The following is a 19,361-nucleotide window of genomic DNA, read 5'->3' as shown; positions in this document are numbered from 1 at the left end:
CTCCGCCTTCTCCCCACGCGCCCCGGTCGCCGACGGTTTCCACCGTTCGGCGACCGGGGCGCCGTCGTGCCGGGCGTCAACGGAATCCTGAAGGGGCTCCGACGCCCGCCGGGCACGCGGGCGTCGGAGCATCGAGCGGGCACAGCCGTGCCCCGACGACTGAAGGAGTCGAAATGAAGGATCACATCACGATCGTCGGCAACGTCGGGGCCGACCCCGAGTACCGTCGACTTCCCGACGGCACGCCCGTCGTCTCGCTGCGGGTCGCCAGCACCGACCGCCGCTACGACGCGAAGGCGGGCGCGTGGGTCGACGGGCTCACCAGCTGGTACCGCGTCTCGGTCTTCCGGACGCTCGGAGAGCACGTCGCCTCTTCCGTCCGTCGAGGTCAGCGCATCGTCGTGCACGGAACGCTCGCCATCAAGCGGTGGGAGGCCGGTGACAAGTCCGGAACGGATGCCGAGATCGACGCCGTCGCGGTGGGACACGACCTCGCCTTCGGGACGTCGGTGTTCACGCGCGACGAGAAGCCGCGCGGTCGGGCGGACACCGGCGAATCGGCGACGGAGTGGGCGGCGCCGGGCGCGGAATCCGGGGCCGACGCAGACAGCTCGGACGAGCGGACCTGGCAGGCCGAACCCGCCGCCACGCCGTTCTGAGTCGGACCCAGCCGGCTCGGAGGTCGCACGCCCTAGACTCTCGCCCGTGCGCAGACACCAGCCCTCCCGGGGATCCCGCCTGCTCCTGCTCGCGCTCTCGCCCATGGTGGTGGTGACGCTCGCCGCATGTGCACCCGGGTCGAGCCCGGCGCCCTCCGAGCCCGCGTCGTCCTCTGCGGCTGCGCCCCGCCCCTCCGCGTCGGCGACACCCACCCCCACAGCCGCTGCGGACTCCGCCCAGGCGCGTCTGCCCGACTTCACGTCGGTGATGGATGCCGTCTGGCGGGACTCGGCATCCGTCAAGGGGCGCGTCTACGTCGACGCCCTCGTGGCGGCGGGGTTCCCGAAGAAGGCGATGCAGGTCACGGAGGACGAGACCTCGATCGGTGATCCCGCGGACAGCATCCAGTTCTCCGTCCGAATCGGCGACGAGTGCCTCGTCGGACAGGTCGGTCCGTCGGTGGCGAAGCCGACGGCGCTCGTGATGCCCGGCCTCGCCGACGGTGCGTGCCTGCTGGGACAGACCCGATCGATCGATTGGTGACACCCGGACCGTCCCGTCACGAGGGACGACCCACGTAGACTTGGGCCGTTATGGCCGAATACATCTACTCCATGGTCCGCGCCCGCAAGGCCGTCGGCGAAAAGCTCATCCTCGACGACGTCACGATGGCGTTCCTGCCCGGCGCCAAGATCGGCATGGTCGGCCCGAACGGCGCCGGTAAGTCGACGATCCTGAAGATCATGGCGGGTCTCGACACACCGTCCAACGGCGAGGCGAAGCTCTCGCCCGGGTTCTCGGTCGGCATCCTCATGCAGGAGCCCGAGCTCGACGAGTCGAAGACCGTCCTCGAGAACATCCAGGACGGCGTGGCGATCAAGCCCAAGCTCGACCGGTTCAACGAGATCTCCGCGCTCATGGCCGATCCCGACGCCGACTTCGACGCGCTCCTCGCCGAGATGGGGACGCTGCAGGAGGAGATCGACGCCGCGGACGGCTGGGACCTCGACTCGCAGCTGTCGCAGGCCATGGATGCGCTCCGTACGCCTCCGGCAGACGCCGCGATCGCCCCGCTCTCCGGTGGCGAGAAGCGCCGCGTCGCCCTCGCCAAGCTCCTGCTCCAGAAGCCGGACCTTCTGCTCCTCGACGAGCCCACCAACCACCTCGACGCCGAGAGCGTGCTCTGGCTCGAGCAGCACCTGCAGGCCTACAAGGGTGCGGTCATCGCCATCACCCACGACCGGTACTTCCTCGACAACGTCGCGGAGTGGATCGCCGAGGTCGACCGCGGCCGCCTCATCGGCTACGAGGGCAACTACTCGACCTACCTCGAGAAGAAGGGCGAGCGTCTCGAAGTCCAGGGCAAGAAGGACGCCAAGCTCGCGAAGCGCCTGAAGGAAGAGCTCGAGTGGGTCCGCTCGAGCGCGAAGGGCCGCCAGACGAAGTCGAAGGCGCGCCTGGCTCGCTACGAGGAGATGGCGGCCGAGGCGGAGCGGACGAGGAAGCTCGACTTCGAGGAGATCTCGATCCCGCCCGGGCCGCGCCTGGGAAGTGTCGTGATCGAAGCCAAGAAGCTCCAGAAGGGCTTCGACGGCCGCTCGCTCATCGACGGCCTCAGCTTCAGCCTGCCGCCGAACGGCATCGTCGGCGTCATCGGCCCGAACGGCGTCGGCAAGACCACGCTCTTCAAGACGATCGTCGGCCTCGAGCCCCTCGACGGCGGCGACCTGAAGATCGGCGAGACAGTCAAGATCAGCTACGTCGACCAGTCACGCTCGAACATCGACCCGAACAAGACGCTGTGGGAGGTCGTCTCGGACGGCCTCGACATCATCACGGTCGGCAAGACCGAGATCCCCTCGCGCGCCTACGTCTCGAAGTTCGGCTTCAAGGGGCCGGACCAGCAGAAGAAGGCGGGCGTGCTCTCCGGCGGTGAGCGCAACCGCCTGAACCTCGCGCTCACGCTGAAGGAGGGCGGGAACCTGCTCCTCCTTGACGAGCCCACGAACGACCTCGACGTCGAGACCCTGAGCTCCCTCGAGAACGCTCTGCTGGAGTTCCCCGGCTGCGCCGTGGTCATCACCCACGACCGGTGGTTCCTCGACCGCATCGCGACGCACATCCTCGCGTACGAGGGCACCGCCGAGAAGCCCGACCAGTGGTACTGGTTCGAGGGCAACTTCGAGGCGTACGAGGCGAACAAGATCGAGCGGCTCGGCGCCGACGCGGCGAACCCCGCGAAGTCGACGTACCGCAAGCTCACGCGTGACTGACCCCCGCATCCGCGTTCCCATCCACCTGCGGTGGGGCGATCTCGACGCGTACAACCACGTCAACAACGCCGCGATGCTGAAGCTCCTCGAGGAGGCGCGCGTGCGCGCCTTCTGGGTGCCCGGCGCGGGGGAGCGGGTCGTCCCGACCGCGGTCATCGACGCGAGCCACGGCGCGGCGCAGCTGACCCTCATCGCCCGCCAGGAGATCGAGTACCTCGCACCGGTTCCCTACCAGCGCGATCCGATCGACGTGCAGATGTGGTTCGGGAAGATCGGCGGATCGAGCGCCGAGGTCCACTACGAGGTCTTCACGCCCGCGGGCCAGGAGCCGCAGACGCTGTACGCCCGGGCATCCACCGTCATCGTCCAGGTGGATGCCGGGACCGGCCGTCCCGTGCGGTTGTCGCCCGAAACGCGGAAGGCCTGGGAGCCGTTCCTCGGCGAACCGCTGCCGCCGCTCGGACGACGCTGAGTCCGGTCAGTCCGCGTCCGGGATGCGGACCATGATCTCCTGAGCGACGGAGGCGACCAACTCTCCCTCGCGAGAGAAGATCCGCCCCGTCGCGAGCCCTCGGCCGCCCTGCGCGCTCGGCGACTGCTGGACGTACAGCAGCCATTCGTCGACGCGGGCGGGACGGTGCCACCACATGGCGTGGTCGAGACTCGCGACCTTCAGTCCGGGCGTGGCCCACGAGGCTCCGTGGGCACGGAGGACCGATTCCTGGATCGTCAGATCGCTCATGTACGCGAGCGCGGCCCGGTGCACGCGCGGATCGTCGGGAACCTCGCCGCGCGTGCGCACCCACACCGACTGGTGCGCGACGCGGTCGCTGCCGACGCTCGCGTAGATGGGATGTTCGACGTGGCGCACCTCGACGGGGCTCTGATCGAAGTGGCGCTTGCTCATCGGGTGCAGCCCCGCCAGGACGGAGTCATCGGACAGGTCATCCGGTCCGGGGATGCCGCTCGGCATCTCGTCCTGGTGCTCGAGTCCCGTCGCGTCGACCTCGAAGGACGCGATCATGGAGAAGATCGGCACGCCCTCCTGGAAGGCCTGGGTGCGCCGCGTGGAGAATGACCGCCCGTCGTGGATGCGATCGACCGAGAAGGTCATGCCGCGCGTCGAGTCACCCGGGCGGAGGAAGTACCCGTGCATCGAGTGGGCGGCGCGGCCGTCGTCGACCGTCCGTTCCGCCGCGATGACCGCCTGCGCGAGGACCTGACCGCCGAACACCCGACCCAACGGCATCGCCTGCGACACCCCGGTGAAGATGTCCTCCGTGGTGCGGGCGTCGCTCGAGGACAGATCCAGGACGGCCAGCAGCCCGTCGACGTGGCCCGATTCGCTCACGGCGTTCCTTTCCGGGGAGCCCGATGTCATCCCGTGGGCGCCCGGTTGGTAGTTTAGGTCGGATGTCCCCGCAGCTCGTTTTCCCCGACCCGCGCTCGGCGGCCGACCTCCTCACGTTCGCCGGGCGGGCCGCTCGGCTGGGCGACCCGGCGGTGCGGCTGCGGGCCGCCGGCGGGACCCTGGCCGTCTCCGCGGCCCCGCTGTCACCGCGCGGCTTCGGCGACGACACCCCGACCGTCCTCGGGATGCGCTTCCTCTCCATCGACCCCGAACTGGAGTGCGACCTCGTCGTGGATGCCGGTGCCCTCCGCGCCGGCGAGGACCCGACGCGTGTGGGACTTCCCGACAGCGGCGTCTCCGCCGCGTGGGCGGGTATCTCGCCGCCCCGCGCGGGCTGGCTGCCCGGCTCGCCGGTTGCGGTCGATGCGCTCGCACGGTCGGTTCGTCGCGGAGTGGATGCCGTGGCGACGGCGCTGCCGGCGGCACCCGGCGAGGACCTCGTCCGGACGGTCCGAGCCGCCGTGTGGGGCGCACCCGACGCGGAGCTGGACGGTCTCGTCGCGGGAGTGGCGTTCGCGGCGGACGCCCTCGGGTTCCTCGGCGCGGACGGGAACGAAGAGGCATCCGTCCGACGGACCGGGACGTGGACCCGTGTCAGCCTGTCCCGCGGACACGTGCTGGTCCGGGCCGGCAACCCGACCGGACTGACCACGGTCCGCTCGACCGGCGGTCGCTGACCGCGCGGGGGCTCACGCCCCGGGGTGCAACGGCAGGTTCGTGCCGCCGCGGGGCTCGGTTTTCGGGCCGGCGCCGGTCGGTTCGAAGGTGTTCACCATCGCGTGGGCGGCGCGCTGAAGATAATCCCAGAGGGTCGCCTCGTGCAGAGGCGACAGCTGCGCTTCGTCCACCGCGATCCGCATCGCCCGCAGCCAGCGGTCGCGCGCCTCGGGGTTGACGTGGAAAGGCATGTGACGCATGCGGAGGCGCGGGTGACCCCGCGTCTCGCCGTAGGTCGTCGGTCCGCCCCAGTACTGCTCGAGGAACAGCAGCAGCCGCTCAGCGGCGGGTCCGAGGTCCTCCTCGGGGTACATCGGCCGCAGGATGTCGTCGGCGGCCACTTCGCGGTAGAAGGCATCCACGAGGCGACGGAACACGTCGTGTCCGCCGACCTCGTCGTAGAAGCTCATCTGCTCGCTCACGGCGCCGCACTCCCCTCGGGGGCGTCCCCGTCGGTCCGTCCCCGCTTCTTCGGACGCCACGCGAGACGCTGCGGCGCCGCCGGCGGAGTGATCTGCTGTGGCTTCGTCTTGGGCGGGTTCGCACCGCGCACGCTCTGAGCCGCGTCCGCTCCGGTGAGGAAGACGGAGTCGAGCTGGGGGAGGGGGACGCCCAGCTCGTCGAGCGCCTTCTTCAGTCGTGCGCGCAGCGCACGGGACACGTCGTCCTTCGCGTTCGGGCGGGTCCTCACCACGAGGCGCGTGACGATGGTCTCGCCGCCGATGGACTCGAGACCCCAGACCTCGGGCTTGTCGATGATGCGCGTGCGCCACTTCGGTTCGCGGACGAGGTCCTTCGCGGCCGTGAGCATCGCGTCCTCGACGGCGTGGAGGTCGGCGTCGACGGGCACGCCCACGTCGATGACGACGCGCGCCCAGCCTTGCGACATGTTGCCGATGCGGAGGATCTCGCCGTTGCGGACGAACCACAGTGTGCCGTTCACGTCGCGGACGTGGGTGACGCGGACGCTCACGTACTCGACGACACCCGTCGCCAGCCCCACGTCGACGACGTCGCCGATGCCGATCTGGTCCTCCGCGACGATGAAGATGCCGTTCAGGACGTCCTTGACGATGTTCTGCGCTCCGAATCCGAGGCCGGCGCCGATCGCCGCCGACAGCAGTGTGAACGACGCGAGGACACCCGGGTTCAGGATGTAGACGATCGTCAGCGCGGCGATGATGACGATCGCGACGTTGACGATGTTGGTGAGGATCGACCCCAGGGTGCGGGTGCGCTGCACGACTCGGACCTGTGCGAGCGGCGACATGTCGATCGCGCGCGTGTCCTCCGCCGCGGCGCGCGACTTGGCGCCGGTGACGATGCGATCGACGACCCGGCCGATCAGCCTGCGCATGATCCACGAGAGGAGCAGCGCGAGGACGACGGTCACGACGACCCACAGGAGGCTCCAGCCCGCCGAGACGAGGAAGGCGAGGAATCCGTCGCGGATGGCCTCCCACCCTTCGGGAGGTGTCGAAGCGGATGCGGCGTCAACGATCGTGGTCATCGTCTCGATCCTAACGACGCGTCCCACCGTCCACCTGAACGCCCTCGGCGGCGTGCTCCCACGGACTCGCCAGCCCGTGGGCGATGAGGACGGCGTGGACGCGGTCGCGGGCCGGGAGCTTCGCGAGGATCCGGCCGACGTGCGTCTTGACCGTCGACTCGCCGAGGAACAGTTCCTCGGCGATCTCGGTGTTCGTGAGGCCTCGCGCCATCGCCTGCAGCACGTCCTGCTCGCGCGACGTGAGGAGATCGAGCCCGGCCGACCCCGTCACCGGCGGGGGAGCGGCATCCGCCCCCTGTGCTGCGGTCACGAGTTCGATCATCCGCCGGACGATGCGAGGGGCGAGAGTGGCTTCCCCCGCGGCGACGGCGCGGACAGCGGCGACGAGCTCATCGCGCCCGGCATCCTTCAGGAGGAAGCCGCCCGCTCCGGCGCGGAGGGCGCCGAACGCGTACTCGTCCAGATCGAAAGTGGTGAGTACGAGCACGCGGGCGCCGGGGTGGTCCCGAGCGATCGTCGCCGTGGCCTCGATTCCGTCGACCCCCGGCATCCGGACGTCCATCAGGACCACATCGGGACGCAGGCGTGCCGTCGCCTCGATGGCCTCCGCACCGTCCCCGGCCTCGCCGACCACCTCGATCCCGTCGGCGGCTTCGAGGACCATGCGGAACCCGAGGCGGATGAGCGATTGGTCGTCGACGATCAGCACCCGCACCGCGCCGGAAGGGGACGTACTCATGAGGTGGACTCCTGTCGGGGAATGCGGGCGGCGACCGACCAGCCGTGGGGACGGCGCGGACCTGCCGTGATGGTGCCTCCCGCGAGCCCGACGCGCTCTCGCAGACCGCGCAGGCCGAAGCCGGCGGTGTGCTCTGAGGCGGACGTCGGAAGGCCGTCGTCCGTGACGGTGACGGACACGCCGTCCGGATCATGCTGGATCGCCACGTCGATGCGGGTGGCCGCCGACGCATGGCGGAGGACGTTCGTCACGCTCTCCTGCACGATCCGCGAGACGGCGAGCTGAGTGCGGGAGTCGAGATCTGCCGGATCACCCGAGACGACCAATCGGGTGTCGAACCCGGCCGCACGCGCGGACGCGACTGTCTCCGTCGTGGTGTCCCGGGCGAGCGGCGCGAGCGGAGCCGCATCCGCGTCGCGCAGGATGCCGAGGGTCGCCCGCATGTCTTTCAGCGCCTCTCTGCCCGTCGCCGTGATGGCCTCGATGCCGGGGCGCGTGCGCTCGGCATCGTTCGAGGCTGCCACGCCTTCGGCCAGGGCGACCATGACGGTGAGCGAGTGGGCGACGATGTCGTGGAGCTCCCGCGCGATGCGCTCGCGTTCGGTCGAAGCGGCGAGCTGAGCCTGCTGGTCGCGCTCGACGACGAGGCGTTGCGAATGGTCGATCAGCGCCTTCACGTACCTGGCGCGGGAACCGACGTTGGCTCCGATCAGCCCGCCGATCACCGCGTTGAGGCCCTCGTTGACGAGCGAGCCCCAGACGACGGTCGTCGAGCTGAGATCGGTCGCGATCAGGACGAGACCGGCACCTGTGAGGACGGTCATGACGGTCCCGGCTCCGATGAGAGCCGCGCGAGAACCGACGTGGACGGCGACCGAGTAGGTGGCGACGAGCAGGAGCGGACCGTTGATCGGCGCCGGCGCGAACATGTATGCGAGAGACACGACGCACGAGGCGGCGAGGACGATGAGGGGATGCCGTCGCCGGATGAGGAGAGCCAGGCACCCCAGGACGACGACGACGCTCAGCGCGGGCAGCACGCTCTGCCACTCCCGCGAGTTGGTACCGATGCCCTCGGGCAGGATCGGCGTAGCGATCACCGGAATCGTTGACACGAGGAGGCACACGACCACGACGAGGATGTCTGCGAACAGCGGATGCCGTGCCCAGTACCGCCGGAGGAGCCCCGGCGGACGCGGAAGCCGCAGCTCCCCCTCGTTGGAGGAGGAGCTGCGGCTTCGATTCGTCACGCCAAGACCCTACGCGTCCCGCGTCCGCAGGACTGCCCAGCCCCCGACGAGAGCTGCCGCAGGCCAGGCGAGCAGCACGATGACGTTCCGCACGGTCTCGTTCGCGGGGTTCGTCGTCAGGGCCGCCGCGGCGGACGACGGCAGGTAGTTGTAGAGGTCGATGAGCCATTGCCACGACTCACCGCCGAACGAGAACAGGCTCACGACGATCGGCAGCACGAAGAGGATGCCGACGGTCGCCGCGATCGCCCCGGCGCCGTTCCGGATGAGAAATCCCCACCCCAGGCCCAGGAGGGCGAACGTCGCCATCGAGATGACCGCCCAGCCGAGGGGGATCCAGGTCCGTTCCGCGTCGCCCCATTCGAAACCGTTCTCACCGTAGATCGGTGTGACGACGAGCACGGAGATGAGCGAGGTCACGACGGTGGTGGCCACCAGGGTGACGGTCACGACCAGCGCCTTGGCGAGCAGCACCGCACCTCGTCGCGGCTCAGCCGTCAGGCTCGACCGGATCATCCCGGTGGAGTATTCGCCCGTGATCGCCATCGCCCCGAGGATGCCCGCCACGAGCATCGTGAACTGCAGCGGCGACACGACGGCGGTCGTCGGATTCAACGACATCTGACCGGCGGAGTCGCCAAGGCTGTTCATGACCAGCGCGATCAGCAGCGAGATGCCGACCGCCAGGACGACCGTGACGATCAGCGACCACCACGTGGAACGCAGGGTGAACAGCTTGAGCAGTTCGCTCTGCACCAGGCGGAAAAAGCCCAGACGGTAGGACGATGGTGCCGTGGGACGAACCGCGGCGCGGGACTCGGTCGTGATGGTCATGATGCGGCCCCCTGCGTGCGGTATTCGACGGACCCCTCGGTGAGGGCGAGATAGGCGTCCTCGAGCGATCCGCTGCGCGGGGTCAACTCGTGGAGGGCGATGCCGTGCTGCGCCGCGATCTCGCCGACGGCGGCAGCCGTGGTGCCGGCGATGTCGAGGAGGCCGGGTTCCGACGACGTGACGGTGATCCCGGTTCCCGCGACCAGCTGCGCGAGTTCGGCGGCGCGCGGGGAGCGGACGCTGACGGCGCTCCGTGTCCATGCCGCGACGAGATCCGAGATGCTGGCGTCGGCCAGCACTCGACCGCGGCCGAGGACGATGACGTGGTCGGCCGTGAGGGACATCTCGCTCATGAGGTGGCTCGACAGCAGCACGGTGCGGCCGGATGCCGCCTGTGCGCGCACGAACTGGCGCACCCAGCGCACGCCCTCGGGGTCGAGACCGTTCACGGGCTCGTCGAGGATGAGCGTCTGCGGGTCGCCGAGAAGCGCCGCCGCGATCCCGAGCCGCTGTCCCATGCCGAGCGAGAACTTGCCGGCTCGGCGCTTCGCGACGCTCTGCAGGCCGGTGATCTCGATCACCTCGTCCACGCGTGAACGCGGGATGCCGTGGGTCGCCGCCATGGCCAGCAGGTGGTTGCGCGCGCTCCGCCCGGTGTGCACCGCCTTCGCGTCGAGGAGGATCCCCACCTCGGTCAGAGGCGAACGCAGCGATCGGTAGTCGCGTCCGTCCAGCGTGACGCGTCCGGCGGTCGGCTTGTCGAGTCCCACGATCATCCGCATGGTGGTGGACTTGCCGGCGCCGTTCGGCCCCAGGAACCCCGTCACCTTGCCGGATTGGACCGTGAAGTTCACGCCATCGACGGCTGTCTTGTCTCCGTACCTCTTCGTGAGGCCTTCTGCAACGATCATGCAGCCCACGCTACGGAGCGGCTGGCCCACCCCGCGTCCCCCGTGAGCGGGAGATCGCGGCGGGGCATGTCCCCCTGTGGTACGACATGCCCCGCCGCGGCCGTGCTCAGTCCTGTGCGTCGCGCTCCTGCACCGAGAGGGCGCGCTCGACGCCCGCGAGGTTCTCGTTCACGAGACGACGCAGGGCCGCGGGTGCGTCGCGGTGGTCTGCGAGCCATCCACGCGTCGCGTCGCGCAGCGCGGTGTTCGCCAGCGGCGCCGGGAACAGGCCCACGATGAGGTACTGCGCGATCTGGTACGTGCGCGACTCCCAGACGGGCAGCAGCATGTCGAAGTACGCGCCGACGAAGTCGCCGAGAGCCTCGATCCCGGCGGGGTGGACGAAGCCGGCCGCCGCCGAACGGACGACCGTGTTCGGAAGATCGGCGTTGTCGATGAGCGACGCCCACGCGGCACGCTTCGCGTCGACCGTGGGCAGCGCGGCGCGCGCCTGTGCGGCGAACTCGCCGCCCTTGGCGGTGTTGTCGGACGCCAGCGCGTCGTCGATGTCGGCAGCCGAGACGACGCCACCGGCGGCGAGCGACACGAGGAGGGCCCACGAGAGGTCCGCATCGATGTCGAGTCCGGGGAGGGTGAGTTCACCCGAGCGCAGCTGTCCGACTCGCTCCCAGTCCGCGGCGGTCGCGGCCGCCGAGGCGTAGGCCGTCACGAACTGCAGCTGGCTGTCGCTTCCCACCTCGGCATCCCGGGCGAGATCCCACAGGCCGTCGGCGACACGCTGGCGCGCGGCATCCCGCTTCTCCGGCGACACGTACGAGTTCGCGGCCAACTGGAGCTGCCCGAGCGTCGTGCGGACGGTCGTGGACTCGGTCTCGGTCCCGATGTTCTGGAGGACGAGATCGATGTACTCGGATGCCGAGGCTTCGGCGTCGCGCGTCTGATCCCACGCGGCACCCCAGACGAGTGAGCGGGCGAGCGGGTCGCTGATCTTGCTCAGGTGGGCCGTCGCCGTCTTGAGCGACAGCTCGTCGAGGCGGATCTTCGCGTACGCCAGGTCGTCATCGTTGAGGAGGACGAGGTCGGGCTGAGTGAGGCCGACGAGCTCGGGCGCCTCGGTGAGGTCGCCATCGACGTCGAGTTCGACGTGGTGGGTCCGGACGAGCGCGTCTGCCTGGAGCGAGTAGAAACCGACCCCGAGGCGGTGCGGGCGGATCGTCGGGTAGTCGGCGGGCGCCGTCTGCACGATGGCGAACCGAGTGATGGTGCCGTCGCCGTCGACGCGGATCTCGGGGGCGAGCGTGTTCACGCCCGCGGTCTCGAGCCACTTCTTCGACCAGGTCGTCAGCTCGCGGCCGCTGGTGGCCTCGAGCTCGACGAGCAGGTCGCTGAGCTCCGTGTTGCCCCAGGCGTTCTTCTGGAAGTACGCCGACACCCCGGCGAAGAACGCCTCGATGCCGACCCACGCGGCGAGCTGCTTGAGGACGGAGCCGCCCTTGGCGTAGGTGATGCCGTCGAAGTTGACCTGCACGTCCTCGAGGTCGTTGATCTCGGCGAAGACGGGGTGGGTCGAGGGGAGCTGGTCCTGGCGGTACGCCCAGGTCTTCTCCATGGCGTTGAAGGTCGTCCACGCCTCGGTCCACTCGGTCGCTTCGGCGGTCGCGATCGTGGAGGCCCACTCGGCGAACGACTCGTTCAGCCAGAGGTCGTTCCACCACTTCATGGTGACGAGGTCGCCGAACCACATGTGGGCGAGCTCGTGGAGAATCGTGACGACGCGGCGTTCCTTGACGGCATCCGTCACCTTGGAGCGGAAGACATAGGTCTCGGTGAAGGTCACCGCGCCGGCGTTCTCCATCGCACCTGCGTTGAACTCGGGAACGAACAGCTGGTCGTACTTCGCGAACGGGTAGGGGACGCCGAACTTGTCCTCGAAGTAGGCGAAGCCCTGCCGCGTCTTCTCGAAGACGTAGTCGGCGTCGAGGTACTGCCACAGGCTCTTGCGTGCGTAGACGCCGAGCGGGATGGTGCGACCGTCCGAACTCGTGAGCTCGGAGAACACCTGCTCGTAAGGACCGGCGACGAGCGCCGTGATGTAGGAGGAGATGCGCGGGGTCGGTTCGAACGACCAGGTCGCGACGCCGTCGCCGGCGGGCTGCGGGTCGGGGGTGGGGGAGTTGGAGACGACCTTCCACGCGTCCGGAGCGGTGACGGTGAAGCGGAACGTCGCCTTCAGGTCGGGCTGCTCGAAGACGGCGAAGACGCGCCGGGAATCCGGCACCTCGAACTGCGAATAGAGGTAGACCTCGCCGTCGACGGGGTCGACGAAGCGGTGGAGGCCCTCGCCCGTGTTGGTGTACTCGCAGTCGGCGACGACGACGAGCTCGTTCTCGTCGGTGAGCCCTTCGAGGGCGATGCGGGAGTCCGCGTAGACGGCGGAGGGGTCGAGCGTCCGGCCGTTGAGGGTGATCTCGCGGATGCCGCGGGCGATCAGATCGACGAAGGTCGAGGCGCCGGCGGTCGCGGCGAAGCGGATGACGCTCCGAGACTCGAAGACCTCGTCACCGGTGGTCAGATCGAGCGTGACGTCGTACGAATGCGTCTCGACGGTCGCGCGGCGCTCCTGCGCTTCGATGCGGGTGAGGTTCTCTCCAGGCACGTTCGTGTCTCCCAGGGGTGAGGGTGGGGTGCCGCGGACGGGCGCTGCTGGCGCCGACGGCAACCGTCACAGCCTACGCCGCCGTCTCGCCGGAACGTGGTACCGGCGTCCCTAGAATCGTCACATGCGCATCCACATCGCGACCGATCACGCGGGCATGGAGTTCTCGACCCGCCTGCAGCACCACCTGGCCGAGGGCGGTCACGACGTCGTCGACCACGGGCCGATCGAGTACGACCCCCTCGACGACTACCCCTCTTTCTGCATCCGTGCGGCGCAGGCCGTGGCCGAGGATCAGGCGCGCGGCGTCGAGACGCTCGGCGTCGTCTTCGGCGGCTCCGGCAACGGCGAGCAGATCGCGGCGAACAAGGTGCGCGGCATCCGTGCGGCCCTCGTCTGGAGCATCGCGACGGCCGAGCTGGCCCGCGAGCACAACGACGCGAACGTCATCGCGATCGGCGCCCGCCAGCACACGTTCGATGAGGCCGTCGGGTTCATCGATCGATTCATCGCCACACCGTTCTCGGGCGAGGAGCGCCACGCGAGGCGCATCGCCCAGCTCGCCGCGTACGAGACCGACGGCACGCTCAAGGCCGACCCTCGCGCCGTGACGCCCGACGTGCTCGACGCCTCGGAGACGTTCGACCCGGAAGCCGGCTGATGCCCGAGGGGCATTCCGTCCACCGCATCGCCCGCCAGTTCGACCGCAACTTCGTGGGGCGGCCCGTGTCCGCCTCGAGCCCTCAGGGGCGTTTCTCCGAAGGGGCTGCCGTCCTCGATGGACGCACACCGACCGAGGCGCGCGCGGTCGGCAAGCAGATGTTCCTGGCCTTCGACGAGGACGTGTGGCTGCGCGTGCACCTGGGCATCTACGGCGCGTGGGATTTCGCCGGCGAGATCCTGCTCGATCCGACGATCGCCTCGGCGAACGGACGCATGGGGCAGACGAACCAGCGCGGCGTCGACCCCGTTTACGACGCCGCCGGCGAGAACTCGCTCGCGTCCATCGGCGCGCCGCGGCGGGCCCGCGGCGCCGTCCGTATGAGCGAGCAGACCCGAGGTCTCGACGACCAGACGGATGCCGAGTGGCCGCCGCCCGTCGTCGGCCAGGTGCGTCTGCGTCTGCTGACCGACTCGACGTGCGCGGACCTGCGCGGCCCCACCGCATGCCAGGTGCAGACGGTCGACGAGATGCTCGCCACCGTCGCAGCTCTCGGGCCCGACCCGCTCGTCGACGACGTCGCCGAGGGCGAGGAGCGTTTCGTCGCCGCCGCGCGCCGCAAGCCCACCCCGATCGGACAGCTGCTGATGGACCAGAAGGTCGTCAGCGGGATCGGCAACGTCTACCGCGCCGAGATGCTCTTCCGCGCGAACCTGAACCCCCACACCCCGGGCCGTGACGTCCCGGATGAGACCCTCCGACTGCTCTGGCAGGACTGGGTGCGCCTCCTGGCCATCGGTGTCGAGACCGGTCAGATGATGACGATGGACGACCTCGACCCCGAGGCGTACCGACGCGCCATGGCGCATCGCGACGACCGCCACTGGGTCTACCACCGGGCCGGTCTGCCGTGCCGGGTGTGCGGGACGGAGATCGTCCTGGAGGAGATGGCGGCCCGCAAGCTGTACTGGTGCCCGCGGTGCCAGGCGTGACGGCGGGGGAGGGGCAGCGGCGATGAGGCAGAATCCGAGCTTCGCCATGACCGACGTGACCGAGATGCGCCGCCTCATCGACGCCCATCCGTGGGTCACGATCGTCAGCGACACCGAGGCGGGCCTCGTCGCCTCGCACTACGCCGTCCTCCTCGACCCGACGCGGGACGATCTGACGATCGTCGGCCATGTCGGGCGGCCCGACGACCTCATCCACGGACTGGGGGAGTCCGAGCTCCTCGTGATCGTCCAAGGCCCGCACGGGTACATCTCGCCCGGCTGGTACGGCGACGGCCCGGCGGTGCCGACGTGGAACTTCGTCTCGGTCCACCTCCGCGGCGTTCCCGAAATCCTGACTCCGGAGGAGAACCTCGAGGTGCTCGAGCGCCTGGTCGACCGCTTCGAATCGGGACTGCCCGAACCGCGACCGATGTGGCAGGCGCCCAACGACGAGGAGTTCGTCCGCCGGCTCGAGAAGGGCACCGTCGGCTTCCGGCTCACGCCCACTCACGTCACGGCGAAGCGCAAGCTCAGCCAGAACCGGCCGGACGAGGTGGTCGACACGATCATCGACCGACTGGATGCCGGGGCGAGCCCCTACGCGGATCCCCGCCTCGCCGACGAGATGCGCCGCTCGCGCGACGCCATGCGCCGGGCACGTGAGGGGCAACGATGAGTGCCGAACGGGGCGATGAGGTCGGCGTCATCGCAGGGGTGCGTCTAACGGGGGCCGACCGCGTCGACCCGTTCGGTGACGACCCCGTCGACGTTCACGTGCGCGGCGGCGTGATCGCCGACATCGCGCCCGCGGGTGCCTTGCCCGCCCGCGGGATCGTCGTCGACGGCGCCGGTGGGTGGCTCCTGCCGGGCCTCTGGGATCACCACGTGCACACGGTCCAATGGGCCCTCACCGCGCAGCGGACGCCGCTCGTCGACGTCGCGAGTGCTGTGGAGGCGGCATCCGTCATGGGACGCGCCCCCGTCCTTGACGACGGGCGTCGCATCGGCACCGGCTTCCGCGACGCGTTCTGGGCGGACGCCCCCACGCTCGATCTGCTCGACGCGGCGACGGGGGCGGTTCCGACCTACCTCATCAACGCCGACGTCCACAGCGTGTGGCTGAACAGCGCCGCGTTCCGCCGGGAATCGATCGCTCCCACCGCCGACGGGATCCTGCGCGAGGAACCCGCGTTCGAGATCTCCCGGCGCCTCAACGACCTCGAGCCCGCACTGGTGGACCGGTACGTGGTCGCGGCGCTCGACCGCGCGGCATCCCGCGGTGTCACCGGCATCGTCGACCTCGACATGGCGTGGAACGCGGATGCCTGGGCTCGCCGGGTCGCGGCCGGCTTCGATGCCATGCGCGTCGCCTTCGGCGTGTACCCGGAGTTCCTCGAACGAGCCGTCGCCGAGGGACTCGCGACGGGCGATGCGCTCGATCCCCGCGGCCTCATCCGTGTGGGATCACTGAAGGTGATCACCGACGGATCACTGGGGACCCGCACTGCGGCGTGCTCGCATCCCTACCCCGACGACCCGCACAACACGGGAGTCATGACGGTGGCACCGGAGGATCTCCGTGCCCTGATGGTGCGGGCGACCGGTGCGGGGCTGTCCTGCGCGATCCACGCGATCGGCGACGTCGCCAACTCCCACGCGCTCGACGCGTTCGCAGCCACGGGCGCGACGGGCACGATCGAGCACGCGCAGCTCGTCGCCCATGCCGACATCCCCCGGTTCGCCCGGCTGGGCGTGGGAGCGAGCGTGCAGCCGGAGCACGCGATCGACGACCGCGACCTGACCGATTCCGTCTGGTCCGCGCAGACCGCCCTGCCCTACCCGCTCCGCTCGCTCGCCGACTCCGGTGCCAACCTCCTGTTCGGTTCGGATGCCCCGGTCTCGCCGCTCGACCCCTGGGCCGCGATGGCTGCGGCCGTCCACCGCACGCGCGGGGGACGTGAGCCGTGGCGACCGGATCAGGGACTGTCTGCAGCGATCGCGCTCGCGGCATCCACCGCCGGAGGTTCGCTGACGGGGAGCGCCCTCGAGCCCGGGGGCACCGCCGACCTCGTCGTCGTCGACAGGGACCCGCTGACCGCGACCGACCCCGAGCTGCGGACCACGCGCGCGGCGGCGACGATCCTCGCCGGTCGCCTCACCCACATCGACGGCTGAGGAGCAGAACCATGACCGTGTCACCTGACGCCACCGTGATCACCGTGGCGGGCGGCGTCCCGTCCGTCCCCGACTCGGCCTTCGTCGCCGCGGGCGCCCGCCTCGTCGGCGCCGTCTCCCTCGGAGAGCGCGCGAGCATCTGGTACAACGCCGTCCTCCGGGGCGACAGCGCGCCGATCGCGATCGGGGCGCGGAGCAACGTGCAGGACGGCGTCGCGATCCACGTCGACTCCCCGCACGGGGTGGACGTCGGAGAGGACGTCTCGATCGGCCACAACGCCGTCGTGCACGGCTGCCGCATCGGCGACGGAACGCTCGTCGGCATGGGGGCGGTCGTTCTGTCCGGTGCCGACATCGGACCCGGATGCCTCATCGCCGCCGGCGCCGTGATCCTCGAGGGGACGGTCATCCCGAGCGGGTCGCTCGTGGCGGGTGTGCCCGCGCGCGTTCGACGGGAGCTGACCGACGAGGAGCGCTCCGGGATCCTCCGCAACGCGGAGATCTACCTCGGTCACGCCGAGCGGCACGGTGTTGTCTCGTGATCGGGGCCCTCTCATGACCGGGGCCGTCTCCAGCCTCGCCATAGCCCGACTCATCTAGGCTTCCGTCCGTGCCCGAACGCCCCCTGCTGCCCCTGTGGCTCGCGTTGCCCGTCGCGATCGCCGGGGGAGCGGTGCTGGACCTCGCATTCCCCGACATCGGCATCTGGCCGCTCGCGTTCGTCGGCGCCGCGCTCACGCTCGTGACCCTGATCGGCCGCTCCGCGTGGGGTTCCGTCGCCGTGGGCGCCGTGTTCGCGGCATCCTTCTACCTGCTCCACATCGCATGGATCACCCGCTACCTCGGCGCTGTCCCATGGTTCGCTCTCGCGGGGGTGGAGACGATCCTCAGCGCGGTCGGAGCGATCGTCATCACGCTGTCCTACCGATGGCTGCCGCGTCTGCTCCCCGGGTCCTGGGCACGCGTGACCTTCCTTCCGGCGCTCGTCGCCGCAGCGTGGACGGCGCGCGAGCAGTTCATGGGCTCGTGGCCCTACACCGGCTTCCCCTGGGCACGACTCGGAATGAGCCAGGCCGACAGTCCGCTCGCGGAGCTCGCGTCGTGGCTCGGTGTGAGTGGTCTCACCTTCGTGATGATGTTCGTCGTCGCCGCTACCATCGAAGCCGTACGCCTGCGCGTGTGGCGTCGCGTACGCCTGCTCGCACCCGCCGCCGTCGCTGCCGCCGTCCTCGTCCTCATTCCGCAGTTCCCGACGACGGATGCCGGAACCATGCGCGTCGGCGCGGTGCAGGGCAACGGACCCTCGGGCTTCTTCGACAGGCGCGAGCCCTACGACGTGTTCCGGGCCCAGCTCGCCGCGACACAGCCCCTCATCGGGAAGAAGCTCGACGTCCTGCTGTGGCCCGAGGGCGGTGTCGACGCCGACCCGCTGAACAACAGCTCCATCGCAGGAGCGTTGGACGACCTGTCCCGGGAGGTGGAGGCGCCCCTACTCGTGAATGCCGCCACCGAGCGCGACTCGCTCGTCTACAACACCTCGATGCTGTGGCAGGCAGGCCGGAAGAACCCGCTGGCGATCCACGACAAGACCCATCCCGTGCCGATGGGGGAGTACGTGCCCGATCGCTGGTTCTTCGAAGCCTTGGCGCCTGATCTCGTCGGCCTGATCACTCGCGAGTACACCCCGGGTACGAACCCGCCCTTCTTCGATGTGAACGGTGTGGGCGTCGGTTTGGCGATCTGCTTCGACGTCATCTACGACGACGTGATCTGGCAGGGTGCCCGGGACGGCGCCGAGGTGTACATGTTCCAGACGAACAACGCCGACTTCCGCGGGACCGACGAGAACGTGCAGCAGCTCGGATTCGCGCGCATGCGGGCGATCGAGACGGGCCGCGCCGTCGTCAACATCTCGACGGTGGGGACCAGTCAGGTCATCGGTCCGGACGGCTCCGTCATCGACGGCCTGGCCGCAGACACCTCCGGGGCCCTCCTGGTGGACGTCCCGCTGCGCACCGGCCTCACACCCGCCGTCGTCATCGGCCCGGCGGTGCAGTGGGTCCTCGGCTGGTCGGCCCTCCCCGTGCTGCTGCTGCTCGGCGTCCTCGTCCGCAGGCGCACGAAAGCGGCGCCGTCCGCGAAGGACGACGCCACTGAAGTGTGAGGGTCAGGCGCTCAGTTTGCCGGAGTTCTCGCCGCGTCGGGACCGCAGGAGAGCCAGTCGCTCCTCGAGCAGCTCTTCGAGCTCGGGGATGGTGCGACGCTCCATGAGCATGTCCCAGTGGGTGCGAGCGGCCTTGTCACCGGAGTGGTCCACCACGGCGACGGTGTCGCCGATGCGGCGGAGTGCTTCGGCTCCGCAGGTCCGGCATTCCCAGGCCTCAGGGACCTCAGCGTCTGCAGCGAAGGTGAGAACGGTCTCCCGCTCGCACTGCGTGCAGACGTAGGTGTGGTTGGTGCGCTCTACGAATACGACGCCTTCTTCGCTCTGTAGGCTCGAAGCGCCGAGACGCATGCCGCGAAGGCTGCGATCTGCCATTGTGTGGTCCTCTCGTCGTCCTCAGGTATAACG

Annotated in this window: 20 protein-coding genes; 11 read left to right on the top strand and 9 right to left on the bottom strand. The window is 69.8% G+C overall.

Annotated features, from left to right (window positions below; all coding sequences use genetic code 11):
* Positions 1–173 precede the first annotated feature (173 nt).
* The 4 genes from AC4NN1_RS02335 to AC4NN1_RS02320 are packed head-to-tail and all read left to right on the top strand — an operon-like array spanning position 174 to position 3,405.
* The gene (locus AC4NN1_RS02335; protein ID WP_491954452.1) at positions 174–659 is read left to right on the top strand and encodes a single-stranded DNA-binding protein; all 486 of its coding nucleotides are present in this window, start codon (positions 174–176) and stop codon (positions 657–659) included.
* 46 nt (positions 660–705) lie between these two features.
* Positions 706–1,203, top strand: coding sequence for a DUF6993 domain-containing protein (locus tag AC4NN1_RS02330; protein ID WP_491954451.1), 498 nt, complete (start codon positions 706–708; stop codon positions 1,201–1,203).
* Positions 1,204–1,253: 50 nt separating this feature from the next.
* Positions 1,254–2,933 (top strand): energy-dependent translational throttle protein EttA, encoded by a 1,680-nt coding sequence (ettA, locus tag AC4NN1_RS02325; protein WP_018187995.1) that lies wholly within the window; start codon positions 1,254–1,256, stop codon positions 2,931–2,933.
* Complete coding sequence (locus AC4NN1_RS02320) at positions 2,926–3,405, top strand: acyl-CoA thioesterase (protein WP_116229063.1); 480 nt, start codon at positions 2,926–2,928, stop codon at positions 3,403–3,405. The genes ettA and AC4NN1_RS02320 overlap by 8 nt, the downstream gene beginning before the upstream one ends.
* A gap of 6 nt (positions 3,406–3,411) precedes the next feature.
* On the opposite strand, the gene AC4NN1_RS02315 is transcribed toward AC4NN1_RS02320, so the two are convergent.
* Complete coding sequence (locus tag AC4NN1_RS02315; RefSeq protein ID WP_491954450.1) at positions 3,412–4,284, bottom strand: acyl-CoA thioesterase; 873 nt, start codon at positions 4,282–4,284, stop codon at positions 3,412–3,414.
* A 62-nt stretch (positions 4,285–4,346) separates the two neighbouring features.
* Here AC4NN1_RS02315 and AC4NN1_RS02310 point away from each other — a divergent pair, with 62 nt between their 5' ends.
* Entirely contained in the window at positions 4,347–5,021 is a 675-nt protein-coding gene (locus AC4NN1_RS02310) for a DUF8185 domain-containing protein (protein ID WP_018187992.1), read from the top strand.
* 12 nt (positions 5,022–5,033) lie between these two features.
* Here AC4NN1_RS02310 and AC4NN1_RS02305 read toward each other — a convergent pair whose 3' ends face one another.
* The 7 genes from AC4NN1_RS02305 to pepN form a co-directional block, all read right to left on the bottom strand.
* Positions 5,034–5,471: a globin gene (locus AC4NN1_RS02305; protein WP_336126375.1), complete on the bottom strand. Its 438-nt coding sequence runs from the start codon at positions 5,469–5,471 to the stop codon at positions 5,034–5,036.
* 8 nt (positions 5,472–5,479) lie between these two features.
* On the bottom strand, positions 5,480–6,571 hold the full coding sequence (locus AC4NN1_RS02300) for a mechanosensitive ion channel family protein (protein WP_491954449.1): 1,092 nt from the start codon (positions 6,569–6,571) through the stop codon (positions 5,480–5,482).
* Positions 6,572–6,581: 10 nt separating this feature from the next.
* The gene (locus tag AC4NN1_RS02295) at positions 6,582–7,310 is read right to left on the bottom strand and encodes a response regulator (RefSeq protein ID WP_491954448.1); all 729 of its coding nucleotides are present in this window, start codon (positions 7,308–7,310) and stop codon (positions 6,582–6,584) included.
* On the bottom strand, positions 7,307–8,560 hold the full coding sequence (locus AC4NN1_RS02290; RefSeq protein ID WP_491954447.1) for a sensor histidine kinase: 1,254 nt from the start codon (positions 8,558–8,560) through the stop codon (positions 7,307–7,309). The genes AC4NN1_RS02295 and AC4NN1_RS02290 overlap by 4 nt, the downstream gene beginning before the upstream one ends.
* A gap of 9 nt (positions 8,561–8,569) precedes the next feature.
* Positions 8,570–9,394: an ABC transporter permease gene (locus tag AC4NN1_RS02285; protein ID WP_018187987.1), complete on the bottom strand. Its 825-nt coding sequence runs from the start codon at positions 9,392–9,394 to the stop codon at positions 8,570–8,572.
* A complete protein-coding gene (locus AC4NN1_RS02280; RefSeq protein ID WP_028497392.1) occupies positions 9,391–10,305 on the bottom strand; it encodes an ABC transporter ATP-binding protein in 915 nt (304 codons plus the stop codon). The genes AC4NN1_RS02285 and AC4NN1_RS02280 overlap by 4 nt, the downstream gene beginning before the upstream one ends.
* Positions 10,306–10,411: 106 nt before the next feature.
* On the bottom strand, positions 10,412–12,961 hold the full coding sequence (gene pepN / locus AC4NN1_RS02275) for an aminopeptidase N (protein ID WP_491954446.1): 2,550 nt from the start codon (positions 12,959–12,961) through the stop codon (positions 10,412–10,414).
* A 124-nt stretch (positions 12,962–13,085) separates the two neighbouring features.
* Between pepN and AC4NN1_RS02270 the strand changes: the two genes are divergently transcribed.
* The 6 genes from AC4NN1_RS02270 (at position 13,086) to lnt (ending at position 18,953) form a co-directional block, all read left to right on the top strand.
* Entirely contained in the window at positions 13,086–13,622 is a 537-nt protein-coding gene (locus tag AC4NN1_RS02270) for a ribose-5-phosphate isomerase (protein WP_491954445.1), read from the top strand.
* Positions 13,622–14,614, top strand: a complete 993-nt coding sequence (locus AC4NN1_RS02265; protein WP_491954444.1) for an Fpg/Nei family DNA glycosylase — start codon at positions 13,622–13,624, stop codon at positions 14,612–14,614. Before AC4NN1_RS02270 ends, AC4NN1_RS02265 begins: the two co-directional genes overlap by 1 nt.
* A gap of 22 nt (positions 14,615–14,636) precedes the next feature.
* Positions 14,637–15,290 (top strand): FMN-binding negative transcriptional regulator, encoded by a 654-nt coding sequence (locus tag AC4NN1_RS02260; protein ID WP_491954443.1) that lies wholly within the window; start codon positions 14,637–14,639, stop codon positions 15,288–15,290.
* Positions 15,287–16,789 (top strand): amidohydrolase, encoded by a 1,503-nt coding sequence (locus AC4NN1_RS02255; protein WP_491954442.1) that lies wholly within the window; start codon positions 15,287–15,289, stop codon positions 16,787–16,789. The genes AC4NN1_RS02260 and AC4NN1_RS02255 overlap by 4 nt, the downstream gene beginning before the upstream one ends.
* Before the next feature lie 11 nt (positions 16,790–16,800).
* Positions 16,801–17,331, top strand: coding sequence for a gamma carbonic anhydrase family protein (locus AC4NN1_RS02250; protein WP_491954441.1), 531 nt, complete (start codon positions 16,801–16,803; stop codon positions 17,329–17,331).
* A 68-nt stretch (positions 17,332–17,399) separates the two neighbouring features.
* Positions 17,400–18,953: an apolipoprotein N-acyltransferase gene (gene lnt, locus AC4NN1_RS02245; RefSeq protein WP_491954440.1), complete on the top strand. Its 1,554-nt coding sequence runs from the start codon at positions 17,400–17,402 to the stop codon at positions 18,951–18,953.
* Positions 18,954–18,956: 3 nt separating this feature from the next.
* Here the strand turns inward: lnt and AC4NN1_RS02240 are convergent, their stop codons facing one another.
* Complete coding sequence (locus AC4NN1_RS02240) at positions 18,957–19,328, bottom strand: RNA polymerase-binding protein RbpA (RefSeq protein WP_018187978.1); 372 nt, start codon at positions 19,326–19,328, stop codon at positions 18,957–18,959.
* Positions 19,329–19,361: the final 33 nt, after the last annotated feature.

The organism is Microbacterium sp. MDV22-iso44, assembly GCF_058629135.1.
This window is presented reverse-complemented; position numbering and strand designations above follow the sequence as displayed.

What these genes read in the sequence shown, in the direction of transcription:
- AC4NN1_RS02270 (WP_491954445.1), top strand. Translation starts at nt 13,086, where the DNA reads ATGCGCATCCACATCGCGACCGATCACGCGGGCATGGAGTTCTCGACC.
- AC4NN1_RS02300 (WP_491954449.1), bottom strand. Translation starts at nt 6,571, where the DNA reads ATGACCACGATCGTTGACGCCGCATCCGCTTCGACACCTCCCGAAGGG.
- AC4NN1_RS02305 (WP_336126375.1), bottom strand. Translation starts at nt 5,471, where the DNA reads ATGAGCTTCTACGACGAGGTCGGCGGACACGACGTGTTCCGTCGCCTC.
- AC4NN1_RS02240 (WP_018187978.1), bottom strand. Translation starts at nt 19,328, where the DNA reads ATGGCAGATCGCAGCCTTCGCGGCATGCGTCTCGGCGCTTCGAGCCTA.
- AC4NN1_RS02280 (WP_028497392.1), bottom strand. Translation starts at nt 10,305, where the DNA reads ATGATCGTTGCAGAAGGCCTCACGAAGAGGTACGGAGACAAGACAGCC.
- AC4NN1_RS02265 (WP_491954444.1), top strand. Translation starts at nt 13,622, where the DNA reads ATGCCCGAGGGGCATTCCGTCCACCGCATCGCCCGCCAGTTCGACCGC.
- ettA (WP_018187995.1), top strand. Translation starts at nt 1,254, where the DNA reads ATGGCCGAATACATCTACTCCATGGTCCGCGCCCGCAAGGCCGTCGGC.
- AC4NN1_RS02335 (WP_491954452.1), top strand. Translation starts at nt 174, where the DNA reads ATGAAGGATCACATCACGATCGTCGGCAACGTCGGGGCCGACCCCGAG.
- AC4NN1_RS02255 (WP_491954442.1), top strand. Translation starts at nt 15,287, where the DNA reads ATGAGTGCCGAACGGGGCGATGAGGTCGGCGTCATCGCAGGGGTGCGT.
- AC4NN1_RS02260 (WP_491954443.1), top strand. Translation starts at nt 14,637, where the DNA reads ATGAGGCAGAATCCGAGCTTCGCCATGACCGACGTGACCGAGATGCGC.
- AC4NN1_RS02310 (WP_018187992.1), top strand. Translation starts at nt 4,347, where the DNA reads ATGTCCCCGCAGCTCGTTTTCCCCGACCCGCGCTCGGCGGCCGACCTC.
- AC4NN1_RS02295 (WP_491954448.1), bottom strand. Translation starts at nt 7,310, where the DNA reads ATGAGTACGTCCCCTTCCGGCGCGGTGCGGGTGCTGATCGTCGACGAC.
- AC4NN1_RS02285 (WP_018187987.1), bottom strand. Translation starts at nt 9,394, where the DNA reads ATGACCATCACGACCGAGTCCCGCGCCGCGGTTCGTCCCACGGCACCA.
- AC4NN1_RS02250 (WP_491954441.1), top strand. Translation starts at nt 16,801, where the DNA reads ATGACCGTGTCACCTGACGCCACCGTGATCACCGTGGCGGGCGGCGTC.